The sequence below is a fragment of the Zunongwangia sp. genome, from assembly GCF_048269745.1.
Lineage (GTDB): Bacteria > Bacteroidota > Bacteroidia > Flavobacteriales > Flavobacteriaceae > Zunongwangia.
The window spans coordinates 87,636-101,600 of record NZ_JBLXIB010000007.1 but is presented as its reverse complement, the minus strand read 5'-3'; the positions used below and the strand labels follow the sequence as shown (position 1 = coordinate 101,600).

Annotated in this window: 9 protein-coding genes; 5 read left to right on the top strand and 4 right to left on the bottom strand. The window is 32.1% G+C overall.

The window, feature by feature from the left end; translation table 11 throughout:
* Positions 1 to 45 precede the first annotated feature (45 nt).
* From ACN0WI_RS09995 to ACN0WI_RS09975, 5 genes are all read left to right on the top strand, one after another.
* Complete coding sequence (locus tag ACN0WI_RS09995; protein WP_417886614.1) at positions 46 to 645, top strand: ACP phosphodiesterase; 600 nt, start codon at positions 46 to 48, stop codon at positions 643 to 645.
* 108 nt (positions 646 to 753) lie between these two features.
* Complete coding sequence (gene uvrA / locus ACN0WI_RS09990) at positions 754 to 3,585, top strand: excinuclease ABC subunit UvrA (RefSeq protein WP_417886613.1); 2,832 nt, start codon at positions 754 to 756, stop codon at positions 3,583 to 3,585.
* 21 nt (positions 3,586 to 3,606) lie between these two features.
* Entirely contained in the window at positions 3,607 to 4,296 is a 690-nt protein-coding gene (locus ACN0WI_RS09985; protein WP_417886612.1) for a TIGR00730 family Rossman fold protein, read from the top strand.
* Positions 4,297 to 4,323: 27 nt separating this feature from the next.
* The gene (locus ACN0WI_RS09980) at positions 4,324 to 7,134 is read left to right on the top strand and encodes a metalloprotease (protein ID WP_417886611.1); all 2,811 of its coding nucleotides are present in this window, start codon (positions 4,324 to 4,326) and stop codon (positions 7,132 to 7,134) included.
* Positions 7,135 to 7,318: 184 nt separating this feature from the next.
* Positions 7,319 to 9,724 carry an alpha-ketoacid dehydrogenase subunit alpha/beta gene (locus ACN0WI_RS09975; protein WP_417886610.1) on the top strand — a complete coding sequence of 802 codons (2,406 nt, stop codon included), beginning with the start codon at positions 7,319 to 7,321 and terminating at the stop codon, positions 9,722 to 9,724.
* A 240-nt stretch (positions 9,725 to 9,964) separates the two neighbouring features.
* Here the strand turns inward: ACN0WI_RS09975 and ACN0WI_RS09970 are convergent, their stop codons facing one another.
* The 4 genes from ACN0WI_RS09970 to ACN0WI_RS09955 form a co-directional block, all read right to left on the bottom strand.
* A complete protein-coding gene (locus ACN0WI_RS09970; RefSeq protein WP_417886609.1) occupies positions 9,965 to 11,497 on the bottom strand; it encodes a PH domain-containing protein in 1,533 nt (510 codons plus the stop codon).
* On the bottom strand, positions 11,490 to 12,014 hold the full coding sequence (locus tag ACN0WI_RS09965; RefSeq protein WP_417886607.1) for a PH domain-containing protein: 525 nt from the start codon (positions 12,012 to 12,014) through the stop codon (positions 11,490 to 11,492). The genes ACN0WI_RS09970 and ACN0WI_RS09965 overlap by 8 nt, the downstream gene beginning before the upstream one ends.
* Positions 12,002 to 12,841, bottom strand: a complete 840-nt coding sequence (locus ACN0WI_RS09960; RefSeq protein ID WP_417886605.1) for a 1,4-dihydroxy-2-naphthoyl-CoA synthase — start codon at positions 12,839 to 12,841, stop codon at positions 12,002 to 12,004. The genes ACN0WI_RS09965 and ACN0WI_RS09960 overlap by 13 nt, the downstream gene beginning before the upstream one ends.
* Before the next feature lie 348 nt (positions 12,842 to 13,189).
* Entirely contained in the window at positions 13,190 to 13,897 is a 708-nt protein-coding gene (locus tag ACN0WI_RS09955) for a hypothetical protein (protein WP_417886603.1), read from the bottom strand.
* Positions 13,898 to 13,965: the final 68 nt, after the last annotated feature.

The window sequence follows — 13,965 nt, the reverse complement described above, 5'->3', positions numbered from 1 at the left end:
CAAAAACGTATCAAAATTTTAATGTAGATTCCGTATCTTTAGATAATGAATTATTTAGCCCATATTTACCTTTCCGGAGACAATGAAATGCTAAAAATTGGTAATTTTATTGCAGATTCTGTAAAAGGAAAAGCCTTTTTAAAGTATCCAGAACCTATTCAGCAAGGCATTACATTACATCGAAGTATCGATGAATTTACAGATACTCACCCAGTTGTAAAAAAAAGCGTACACCGGTTATTCGATAAATATTCGCATTACAGTAGTGTAATTGTAGATATCTTGTACGATCATTTTTTAGCAGCAAACTGGAGTGAATTTCATAAAACTAATCTTGAAGACTATAGTCAAGATTTCTATAAGCTTATTCAAAACAATATCGAATTAATTCCTAAAAAAGTACAAAATTTCATGCCATATATGGTAGAGCATAATTGGCTAGTTACTTATGCTACTATAGAAGGAATTGGGCGTATTTTAGAACAAATGAGTCGTCGTACTAAATTTCAGTCGAATATGGAAAATTCTGTAAACGAGTTACAAGAGTTCTATTATTACTTTGAAGATGAATTTTATAGCTTTTTTCTAGAGTTAGAAAGATTCACCAAGAAAAAAATAGAAGCCTTAAACCTTAATTATTCCTAAAATTAAAGAAAACCTTCTTAATTTTTACATCGAAATTAACAATGCTGAAACAATGCCTGCTTTTTAGTTAGCAGGACATTAAGTACATTTGCCCCCTTGATGAAGAAAATGACAAAAACAGAAGAAAAAATAGAAGTCTTAGGAGCTCGAGTTCATAATTTAAAGAACATTGATGTAGAAATTCCGCGTGAAAAGCTAGTGGTTATCACAGGACTTTCAGGATCCGGAAAATCTTCTCTAGCTTTTGATACTATTTATGCTGAAGGACAACGCCGTTATATCGAAACATTTTCGGCCTATGCACGCCAGTTTTTAGGCGGTTTAGAACGACCAGATGTCGATAAAATTGAAGGGCTTTCGCCAGTAATTGCAATCGAACAAAAAACAACCAGTAAAAATCCGCGTAGTACCGTAGGGACAATTACTGAAATTTACGATTTTTTACGATTACTTTTTGCTCGTGCCGGAGAAGCGTATAGCTACAATACCGGAGAGAAAATGGTAAGTTATACCGATAACCAGATTAAAGATCTTATCATCCAAGATTATAAAGATAAACGAGTAAGTGTTTTAGCGCCATCTGTTAGATCTAGAAAAGGGCATTACCGAGAATTATTCGAAAATATTGCTAAACAAGGTTTCGTAAAAGTCCGTACCGACGGAGAAATTCGAGATATTGTTAAAGGCATGAAGCTAGATCGATATAAAACACACGATATCGAGATTGTAATCGATCGTCTCAAAATTACGGATAATACCGAAGCACAAAAACGCTTAGATGAAAGTATCCAAACAGCGATGTATCATGGTGACGATGTACTGATGATTATGGAGCAAGAAACCGGAGAAGTCCGATTTTTTAGTAGAAATTTAATGTGTCCTACTACCGGTATTTCGTATCCTAATCCAGAACCAAATACCTTCTCTTTTAATTCTCCAAAAGGAGCTTGCCCTAGCTGTAGTGGTATCGGGACACTTTATAAAGTAAATGAAGAACGAATTATTCCTGACCCTTCAAAATCTATTAAAAATGGAGGTTTAGCACCACATGGCCCACAAAAGAAAAACTGGATATTCTCTCAACTTGAAGTAATAGCAGAACGCTTCAACTTTAGCTTAAGCGATCCAATTTCCGAAATTCCAAAAGAAGCCATGGATATGATTATGTATGGCGGAAAGGAAAAATTCAGTAAAGAATCGAAATCACTAGGAATTACTCGCGATTATAAAATTGATTTTGAAGGTATTGCTACTTTTATTGAAGAAACCTATAAAAATAACGATTCTCGATCGCTACGCCGTTGGGCAAAAGAATATATGGACAAAATTGAATGCCCTACTTGTAACGGCAGCCGATTGCGTAAAGAATCACTTTATTTCAGAATAAATAATAAAAATATCGCTGAATTAGCGAATTTAGATATCTCCGATTTAATAACATTTTTTGAAGGTTTGGAAAATAAGCTTTCAAAAAAACAACAACAAATTGGTTCAGAGGTTATTAAAGAAATACGTACTCGACTTCAGTTTTTAGAAGATGTCGGGCTAACCTATTTAAATTTAAATAGAAGTTCTAAAACTTTATCGGGCGGTGAAGCACAACGAATTCGGTTAGCTACTCAAATTGGTTCACAATTAGTTGGGGTTTTATATATTTTAGATGAGCCAAGTATTGGTTTACACCAACGCGATAACGAAAAGCTAATAAATTCACTATTAGCATTACGAGACATTGGTAACTCGATTATAGTTGTGGAACATGATCGAGATATGATAGAACGTGCCGATCATGTAATCGATATTGGCCCTAAAGCCGGCAAACATGGCGGACAAATTATTAGCCAAGGACCTCCATCCGATATTCATAATAACAGCACACTTACTGCTGATTATTTAAGTGGAAAACGTGAAATTGCTGTTCCGAATAAAAGAAGAGAAGGAAACGGAAAAACAATAAAACTAACAGGAGCTACTGGAAACAACCTAAAAAACGTTTCAGTAGAATTTCCATTAGGCAAAATGATTGCGGTAACTGGAGTTTCGGGAAGTGGAAAATCTACTTTAATAAACGAAACCCTTTACCCGATTATGAATGCTTTTTATTTTAACGGCGTTAAAGAACCCAAACCGTATAAAAAAATAAAAGGCTTAGAGCATATCGATAAAGTAATCGATATTAATCAGTCCCCTATTGGGCGTACGCCAAGAAGTAATCCGGCAACCTATACTGGAGTTTTTTCTGAAATTAGAAGCCTTTTTGCTAAAACACCGGAAGCTTTGATTAGAGGTTACAAACCAGGAAGATTTAGTTTTAATGTTAAAGGGGGACGCTGCGAAACCTGTAAGGGAGGTGGACTTCGAGTAATTGAAATGAACTTTTTACCCGATGTTTACGTTGAATGTGAAACCTGCCACGGAAAAAGATTTAACCGCGAAACTTTAGAAATTCGGTATAAAGGAAAATCGATTTCCGATGTGTTAGAAATGACGATCGATGAAGCTACCAATTTTTTTGAACCGATTCCAAAGATATATCGAAAATTAAAAACCATTAAAAATGTTGGTTTAGGCTATATTACACTAGGACAACAAAGTACAACCTTATCGGGTGGCGAGGCGCAACGTATAAAATTAGCCACAGAATTATCGAAACGCGATACCGGAAATACGTTTTATATTTTAGATGAACCAACAACCGGTCTTCACTTTGAAGATATTAGAGTGTTAATGGAAGTACTTACCAAATTAACCGATAAAGGAAATACTGTTTTAATCATAGAACATAATATGGATGTTATTAAAATGGCAGATCATATTATTGATGTAGGTCCTGAAGGTGGCAAAGGTGGCGGTAAAATTATTACCAAAGGAACACCAGAAGAAGTAGCTAAAAATAAAAAAAGCTACACCGCAAAATTCCTAAAAAAAGAATTACAATAATAGATTAGTTATAAAAATATAATGAGACCGAAACAAAGAAGTAAAACCTGGAATGCAATAAAAACAAACGATAGTTGGGCCATTTTTAAAATAATGGGAGAGTTTGTAAATGGATACGAAAAACTAAGCCAGATTGGCCCATGTGTATCTATTTTTGGATCTGCCAGAACAAAGCCCGACATGAAGTATTACAAGCTGACCGAAGAGGTAGCAAATAAAATTGTAGAACATGGTTACGGTATTATAACCGGTGGTGGACCAGGTATTATGGAAGCTGGTAATAAAGGAGCACATTTGGCTGGTGGAACATCGGTTGGCTTAAATATAGAATTACCTTTTGAACAACACGACAATCCATATATTGATAACGACAAGAGTTTGGATTTCGATTACTTTTTTGTTAGAAAAGTAATGTTTGTAAAATATTCACAAGGTTTTGTAGTTATGCCGGGGGGATTTGGAACCTTAGATGAACTTTTTGAAGCAATTACACTTATCCAAACCCATAAAATTGATAAATTCCCTATAATTTTAGTTGGAAGCGATTTTTGGGGCGGTTTGGTAGATTGGATAAAAACTACGTTATTAGATAGCTTTGAAAACATCAGTGAAAAAGATGTTGATCTTGTGCAAGTTGTAGATACTCCTGAAGAAGTTATTGAAATTTTGAATAAATTCTATGATGAATATAATTTAAGTCCTAATTTCTAATTGCTTTGGGGCAAAAATTTTAGGCTTTTGAAAAATTGTTGGTTATTATTATGCAGTTGTTTTTTTATTTGTAGCGGGCTATGGTCACAGAATAGTACTTACCTTCAGGTTACACTAAATAAAGATAAAAAAACACTGCATATAACCCAGCAGTTAACCTATACAAATACCGCTTCTACTCCACTTACCTCGATCTTTTTAAATGACTGGGCAAATGCTTTTAAAGACCAGTTTACTCCTTTAGCAAAACGATTTGGAGAAGAATATATTAGAAAAATTCATTTCTCAAAAAATGAGGAAAAAGGATTTACTTCTATACAAAGCATTACTAGCAATTCTGAAAATATAAAATGGATCCGACCAAAATTACATCCAGATATTATTGAAATTCAATTAAACAAAGCCTTAGCTCCTTCAGAAGAAATAACTTTTAATTTACAGTATAGTATTCGTGTACCTTCCGATAAATTTACACGATTCGGAGTTAGTAAAAATGGAAATTATAAACTTAGGTTTTGGTATTTAACACCTGCAGTCTATCAAAATGGATGGAAAATTTACAGCCATAAAGATCTAGGTAAGCAATTTACTCCCCCCACAACTATAAATATTCAGTTAACGCTTCCAAAGGAATTTCAAATTTATAGTTCTTTAAATACTGCTAGCGAGAAAACAACTAAAAATTCCCGATATATTCATTTAACAGGTTTAAGCCGAACTAATCAGCCATTATATTGTATTCAAACTTATGAGTTTGATAAAATCAATCTAGATCGGCATACTATTATTACTAATTTAGAAGATGATGGTTTACAAAATGAGTTAAAATCTACTTTTTTAGAACGTATTCTAAATTTTTTAGAATCGAGATTAGGCAAATTTCCGCATAAAAATTTATTAATAACTAAAGAAGAATACCTTAAAAATCCGGTATATGGTTTAAATCAGTTACCATCATTTGTTCGTCCGTTTCCTGACGGTTTTCAATACGATATCAAGCAATTAAAAACTATTACTAACTATTTTCTAAATCAAACTTTACTAGTTAATCCTAGAGAAGAACAATGGTTACACGATGCCATAGAGACTTCTTTAATGATGGATTATGTGGATACCTTTTATCCTAAGATGAAATTGATTGGTAGCCTTAGCAATTTTATAGGCATCCGTTGGTTTCATCTAGCAGATTTAGAATTTAACGATCGGTATCCATTATTTTACATGAATATGGCTAGGCTTAATATCGATCAGGCATTAGAAACTAAAAAAGATTCTTTACTAAAGTTTAATTCCAATATAGCCAATCCATACAAAGCAGGTATTGGTTTTAAATATCTAGAAAATTATTTAGGCGATAATACCGTAAACAATACTATTACAGAATTTTATCAGCAACATCAATTAGAAGTTGTAAAAGCTGAAGTTTTTGGCGATCTACTTCAAGAAAATGCAAAAAAAGATATTTCTTGGTTTTTTGAAGACTACCTTAATACTAATAAAAAAATCGATTTTAAAATATCGAAAATCAAAAAAAGTCGTGATTCGCTTAAAGTTACTATTCAGAATAAAAAAGATGCAACAGTACCTATTCCGGTATACGGATTAAAAAATGATAGTATTATTTATAAAAGCTGGGTTACCAGCATAAGCGATAAAAAAACAATTACAATTCCTAGAAATAATGCTGACAAGATCGCTTTAAATTACGAACAAATTGTACCGGAATTTAACCAACGTAATAATTTTAAAAAAGTTACTACACTACTAAATCGGCCAATTCAATTTAGATTGTTAGAAGATGTAGAAGATCCCAAATATGCTCAAGTATTTTTTATTCCTGAATTTGATTATAATTTATATGATGGTTTTTCCATAGGACCAAAAATGTACAACACCACCTTTTTGTCTAAAAATTTTAATTATAAAATAGCACCAAAATATGGTTTTGCAAGCCATACAATATTAGGTAGCGCAGGCTTCTCTTACCAGCAACAGTTTCGCGACAAACGCTTAAGATCTATCCGCTTTGGGGTTAGTGGAACTCGATTTTCATATGCTTACGATTTGTATTATAAAAAATATACTCCTTTTTTAAGTTTTGCCTTTAGGCCTTTAAATTTAAGAGACAATCAACGCCAAAACTTATTAATTCGGAATGTAAATGTGACTCGCGATAACGATCCTAACCAAACCATCAATAAACCCGACTATAATATATTTAATGTAAAATATGCATTTTTTGATGCGTTTTTGGTTGATAGAACTTCAGCACTGATCGATTATCAATTAGCAAAACATTTCAGCAAAGCTTCAGTTACTTTAAAATACAGAAAGTTATTTGAGAATAGTCGTCAAATAAACCTTCGTCTTTTTGCAGGAGCTTTCATTTACAACGATACTAGAGATTCTAATTATTTTAGTTTTGCATTAGATAGGCCTACCGATTACTTGTTCGATTATAATTACTATGGAAGAAGTGAAAGTAGTGGTTTATTCAGCCAACAACTAATTATGGCAGAGGGTGGTTTTAAATCGCAATTAACACCACAATACGCCAACCAATGGATTACTTCTTTAAATACAAGCACTAATATTTGGAAATGGATTTTTGCCTATGGTGATGCAGGACTGATAAAAAATAAAGGAGAAAGTACCGAATTTTTATACGATTCTGGGATTCGTGTAAGTCTGGTAGAAGATTATTTTGAGCTTTTCTTCCCGGTTTACTCAAATTTAGGCTGGGAACCCAGTCTTCCGGATTACGAAAATAGAATTCGATTTATTGTCGCATTAGATTTGAATACACTTATAAAATTATTCACGCGTAAGTGGTATTAAATTCTATTATTCAACAGCATTAAAATAAAAATTTGATAATAAAAAATTCATTTTTAGCAACTTTCGTTAAATATTTTCAGTTAAAACACTCTTAAAATAATTTATATTTAAAATAATTGAATTTTTATGAATTGTATATAATACAAGAATTCGTTAACTTTGCTCATATCCAAAAATGAAGTTCATGCAAAGTGAAATCGAAATTAAAGAATCCATTTCTTTCGAAGATTTTAAAAAACAGGTTATAGAAGACTATAAAATTGCGGTTACCAGCCGAGAATGTAGTTTACTTGGCCGAAGAGAAGTACTTACCGGAAAAGCTAAGTTCGGGATTTTTGGAGATGGAAAAGAATTGCCTCAACTTGCCATGGCTAAAAGCTTTAAAAATGGTGATTTTAGATCGGGTTATTACCGTGATCAAACTTTTATGATGGCCATTGGTGAATTAACAATCGAAAACTTTTTTGCCGGATTATATGCAGACACCGACATAAAAAATGAACCAATGTCTGGTGGACGCCAAATGGGAGGTCATTTTATAACTCACAATCTAAATGAAGATGGCAGTTGGAAAAACTTGATGAAACAAAAAAATTCAAGTGCTGATATTTCTCCAACTGCCGGACAAATGCCTAGACTGCTTGGGTTAGCTCAAGCATCTAAAATCTATCGAAATGTTGAAGGAATAGATGCCGAAAAATTTTCTAATAACGGTAACGAAATTGCCTGGGGAACTATAGGAAATGCCAGTACTAGCGAAGGCCATTTCTGGGAAACCGTAAATGCAGCCGGTGTAATGCAAGTACCTATGGTACTAAGTGTTTGGGACGATGAATATGGAATTTCTGTTCACGCCAAATATCAAACCACTAAAGAAAGTATATCCGAAGTATTAAAAGGCTTCCAACGTGATGAAGGTAAAAAAAATGGATATGAAATTATTGTGGTTAACGGATGGGATTATGTAGCATTAGTAGAAGCTTACGACAAAGCGCAACAAATTTCCAGAACTGAACATTGCCCGGTTTTAATACATGTAAAAGAATTAACTCAGCCACAAGGGCACTCTACTTCCGGATCTCACGAACGTTACAAAAATGATAAACGTTTGGCTTGGGAAAAAGAATTTGACTGTAATGTAAAATTTAGAGAATGGATTATTGAAAATGGATTCAGTACTCCTGAAGACATTAGTCAAATAGAAAAAGATATTAAGCGAGAAGTTCGTGAAGGAAAAAAACGAGCTTGGGATGCTTACATTGCTCCAAACAAAGAAAAACACAAAGAATTACTTCTTATATTAACCAATATCGCTAAAAACAGCGATGCAAAAGAAGATTTAATTCCGTTTATTAAAAAGCTTAAAGAAACAAAAGAACCTTTAAAGAAAGATTTAATTGTAGCCGCCAGAAAAAGCTTACGTTATATCGTAAACTATAATGGTGAAGATAAAACAGAACTACTTAATTGGATTAAAAACTTTAAAGTTGAAGCTGACACTGCTTTTGGCAGCCATTTATACAGTACAAATAAAAAAATAGATACTGAAATTAAACCGATTTATGCTGAAGAAGCTAAAGTTGTGGATGCTAGAATCGTAATTCGAGATAATTTCGATAAGATTTTTGAAACCAGACCTGAAACATTAATTTTTGGTGAAGATGCCGGAGAAATTGGAGATGTAAATCAAGGACTTGAAGGACTTCAAAAAAAATACGGAAAGTATAGAGTTGCCGATACCGGAATTCGAGAAGCAACAATTTTAGGACAAGGAATTGGATTATCACTTAGGGGTTTACGGCCTATAGCCGAAGTTCAGTATTTAGATTATGTAATGTATGCATTGCAAACAATGAGTGACGATTTAGCTACATTACACTACAGAACTAAAGGAAAACAAAAAAATCCATTAATAGTTAGAACACGTGGTCATCGATTAGAAGGTATCTGGCATAGTGGTTCTCAGCTTGGTGGTATTTTAAATTTAATTAGGGGAGTTTTTGTTTTGGTTCCTAGAAACATGACCAAAGCTGCCGGTTTTTATAACAATTTATTAGATTTAGATAATCCTGCGTTTATTGTAGAATGCCTTAACGGATATCGTTTAAAAGAAAAATTACCAGAAAATTTAGGTGAATTTAAAACTCCTATTGGTAAAGTTGAAACGATACGTGAAGGAAAAGATCTTACTGTAGTTTCTTATGGTTCAACCCTAAGAATTATAGAACAAGCAGCAGCAGAACTTGCTGAAGTTGGAATTAATATTGAGATTATTGATGTGCAATCTTTAATTCCGCTAGATACTGCGCAAGACATTGTAGAAAGTGTAAAGAAAACTAATCGATTATTAGTAATCGATGAGGATGTACCGGGTGGAGCTTCTTCTTATATCATGCAAAGAATATTAGAAGAACAAAATGCATGGCGATATTTAGACAGTAAACCACAAACACTTACAGCTAAAGAACACCGACCTGCTTACGGTAGTGATGGTGATTATTTCTCAAAACCATCTAGCGAAGATGTTTTTGAAAAGGTTTATGCTATTATGCATGAAAGTAATCCCGAAAAATTCCCAAAATTGATGTAAAATAATCAATCTCAATACTATAAAAAAGCCACTTATTTAGTGGCTTTTTTTATTACAATTGAATTCTGTTTCCATTTTCGTCTCAAATAACAGCTCTTAATTGTCTTTCTATATGAATTATTACGCTGGCATTTAGAACCTAACTATCTTCTTCACTTATTTGATATTGAGAAACGGTTTGTTAAAAACAACTATATAGATTAAAATGAAAATATTATTGTTAATTTAATTTATAAAAATTCACATCCAAGCTTTATTGTCTCGTTCTATCAGATAAAGGCAGTAATTTATTTCTCTTAGTATTGCTCGGTCTACAGTTCGAAAAGTAATATCTCCTGCAGCAGTGTGAAAAACAACATGAACCAAATTTCTTCGTTTATACCAAAACGGTTGTTTAATAGAGAGTGATTGTAATTTATACATTTCAATTATTTCACTAGTTTCATCCCAAAGTGAAGATTTTTTACGAATAAACGCTGCTCCTATGTGCAATTCCAAAGAGTTGAAGATTCGATATTGACAAATGGTATAAATAAGTAAATACAAAGTCGCAAAAATACCCCAGCTTTTTACTTCAATAAATTTCGTAGAGTATTGAAGAATTCCACTAATAACTATCGGGATAATTCCAATTATCATTCTTCTGTAAAGCTCTACCCAGTGTGGCCTAAAGATTACTCCTGAATCACTTTCTTTAGTTTGATATAGAAATTGCTTTATTTTTTGAATTGTATCTTTTTCTAAACCGGGAATCTGAATTTTATCTTTCTTTTGGTGTTCTTCGCTACTGGCTAACCATAATCCTACTTGATACAGATTTAATTTTTTTTGGATAGGATTTGTAATTATTTTTAAAATTTGAACTCGCTTTGGTTTTAAAGAAACACGTGTATTTGTTTTTAGCCCCATTTGGAGATCTAAACTACTTTTAGTTTGAGTAAGTTTTAAATTAAAATACTTTATAAAAATTTCTCCGGTAGTAATTATAATACTTAACATCAATAATATGATAACAATACCAGAAAAAAATAAAATCGATTTTGTAGCTACACCACCCATATTTTCAGCAAATTGAGTATTCCAAAAATTAGATGTTTCTTCTTCAAAAAACTGATTCAATTCATTAAAAATTGTCGATATAAACACGAAAATTAATCCGAATCCTCTAAAAAAATTACTGCTAACACCTGTTTTTAATAAGGTTGAAAAACTTAATTTATAGGTCCATTTTTCATCTGAAATAGAAGGTTCTGAAGATTCTAAATTTTCCGTATTTTGTATTGATTCTGAGGATTTTTTTGGTTCGTTTTTAAGCTGATTCAGAATAGTTACTAATTGATTTGCTTCTTCTGTATGTACCGCTTTTATTTTAACTTCTTTTTCTTTACTTCCTGCAGTATCAATTACTACACTATACACGCCCACAATACGCTGTACAATACCCCGCTCAAAATTAATCTGCTGAATTTTATCAAAAGGAATCGCTATAAAATCAGAAGTAAAAACACCTTTTTTCAGAATAAATTCTTCAGCTTCATAATCGATATGGAAAAGAAATTTACGATAATCGAAATAACTAAAAATAGCGACTATAATAAATAGAATAAAAATACCAACAATTACATATAGCAATAGCTCTTGACTTGGTTTTTTAATAAGAAAATAAATTAGTACTGCCCAAAAACCTCTTATTACTTTATAAAGTGTAGAAGTAAAAATCAACACAATACCAAGTGCAGATTGCCGTTGTGGTATACTAAAAGGTTTATTCATGTTCTTCAGCGATATTTCCAGCTAAAGCTTGTTTTAATTTTTCAGCTAACTGTGGCTCTAAACCGGCTATGCTAATATCACTTCCGTTGCCTCCTGCTGTAAAAACTTTTAAGCTTGACAAACCTAACCACTTATCCAACAAACTACGATTAATAGATACATGCTGAATTCTATTAAAAGAAATTATAGTTGTTTTAGTGATTAAATATCCTCTTTGATAAATAAGATCTCTTTCTCGAATAGCATATCCGTAAATTGACTGTTCTTTAATACAGATAAAAAGTAAACAACTACTAATTAAAGCTAAAAACACTCCAACTAGTGCGCTTAAAAAAATTTGATCTAAATAATAAAGAAAGTCACTTATCGTTATAAAAATAATAAACCAAACACCTAACTGTAATAGATGTTTGGTTAATAGCTTTTTATTTACGGGATTCAGTGCAACCTGCTCAAAATCGGGTAAGTTTGAAATATCTATGGTATTGTTACTAAAATTAGCTTTTATGGAATCCATTTTTTATCGAAGTTAGGCTTTCTTTTTTCTAAAAAAGCATTACGACCTTCTTTGGCCTCGTCTGTCATATATGCCAAACGTGTAGCTTCACCGGCAAAAACTTGTTGTCCTACCATTCCGTCGTCAGTTAAATTCATAGCAAATTTTAGCATCTTTATGGATGTTGGTGATTTTGCTAAAATTTCTTGCGCCCACTCATAAGCCGTATCTTCTAATTCTTCATGCGGAATTACAGCATTTACCATTCCCATTTCATAAGCTTCCTGAGCGGAATAATTTCTTCCCAAAAAGAAGATTTCACGAGCTTTCTTTTGACCAACCATTTTTGCCAAATATGCTGAGCCATAACCAGCGTCAAAACTCGTTACATCGGCATCAGTTTGTTTAAAAATAGCATGTTCTTTGCTAGCCAGTGTTAAATCGCAAACTACATGTAAACTATGGCCGCCACCTACTGCCCAACCAGGAACTACACAAATAACTGCTTTTGGCATAAATCGGATTAAACGCTGTACCTCTAGAATATTTAGGCGATGGTAACCATCTTCCCCAACATAACCTTGTTTTCCCCTAGCCTTTTGATCGCCACCACTACAAAACGAGTATACGCCATCTTTTGGTGAAGGACCTTCTGCAGAAAGTAAAACTACACCTATAGAAGTGTCTTCATGAGCATCGTGAAAAGCTTCGAGTAACTCGCTGGTAGTTTTAGGTCGAAATGCATTACGAACCTCAGGACGGTTAAATGCAATTCGAGCTACACCGTTGCATTTTTTGTAGGTAATATCATCATATTCTTTAACTGTTTTCCAGTCCGCTTTTTCCATATTATAAAATTTATGAAGTAAAAATAAGGTATTGCATTCAGTTTATAAAACGAACTGAAAATTTTAGAATTTAGCAATAAAAAAATCTAAGTTTTTTTGCATTGCTTTTAAACCCCATGAACGTTTAATTTTACAGTTTATCAGCTATAAAAAAATGAGAATTAAATTATTGTTTACGATACATTAGGTACTAAAAAAATAAACCTGTTTAACGATTTTGTATAACCGCCGGTTACGAATTAACATAGTAATTTTAGTTAAGAACAGGTTTTAGCAATTTTAATAAGATTAGACATTACAAAATCGCGCCGTAAATACGCTTTGTTTTACGATGTTTACAACTGTATTTTATAAAAAGAAATCTGACCGAACTTTTTTTCCATAAATACAACCAGGCTTCCATATGCCTAATTTATTTATATTTTTAAGGTCGTTTAATTTTTGTTCTTTACTATTAATTGGATAAAATTTAGTGTTCGATTCAAATGCATTTAATTGATAATCTTCAACTTTTCCATCAATTCCAATTTCAAGAACATTTAACCAATTATTAAAAATACTATCGGGAATTCGGTATCTTTCTTTAAAATATTTTTTTACTTCATTAATATCTCCAACAAATTTTACTGGTTTTTCTAATTCATGAGCTCTAAATACTTTATCCTCTGATAAAATTTCAGATTTTTCTTTTTCGGTTAGCCTATAATAGGATTCATTTATTTTATGAAACTGTTTTTCAATAAAATTTGCTCCAAATTTTTGAGTAAATAAACTATCCATAGTTGACCAGTAACAACCTTCTTTTTTTTGTAAACCTGATATACAACCTAAATAAAAATATTCAATATTGAATTTTGTAAAAAGATAATTTTTAAAATAAAAGTCAAATTTTAACTGATCAACTGTTTTAAAACCGCTATGAATTTTATATTTATATATTCCATTTTGAATATCTTGTATTGCATTTTGTTGTTGTTCTTCACATGAAATACTTTCTTGAGCATTTGCTTTATAAAATGCTACAATAAAGGATATTATCAATATAAAGTTTTTCATATTACACGTATATTGTGTAGATTACTTATAAAAACAAAAAGATATAAAAAAACCCGGTTGTTTAAACC

Coding starts and splice junctions, on each gene's coding strand:
- ACN0WI_RS09995 (WP_417886614.1), top strand. CDS start 46: ATGAATTATTTAGCCCATATTTACCTTTCCGGAGACAATGAAATGCTA.
- uvrA (WP_417886613.1), top strand. CDS start 754: ATGACAAAAACAGAAGAAAAAATAGAAGTCTTAGGAGCTCGAGTTCAT.
- ACN0WI_RS09985 (WP_417886612.1), top strand. CDS start 3,607: ATGAGACCGAAACAAAGAAGTAAAACCTGGAATGCAATAAAAACAAAC.
- ACN0WI_RS09975 (WP_417886610.1), top strand. CDS start 7,319: ATGCAAAGTGAAATCGAAATTAAAGAATCCATTTCTTTCGAAGATTTT.
- ACN0WI_RS09970 (WP_417886609.1), bottom strand. CDS start 11,497: ATGAATAAACCTTTTAGTATACCACAACGGCAATCTGCACTTGGTATT.
- ACN0WI_RS09965 (WP_417886607.1), bottom strand. CDS start 12,014: ATGGATTCCATAAAAGCTAATTTTAGTAACAATACCATAGATATTTCA.
- ACN0WI_RS09960 (WP_417886605.1), bottom strand. CDS start 12,841: ATGGAAAAAGCGGACTGGAAAACAGTTAAAGAATATGATGATATTACC.
- ACN0WI_RS09955 (WP_417886603.1), bottom strand. CDS start 13,897: ATGAAAAACTTTATATTGATAATATCCTTTATTGTAGCATTTTATAAA.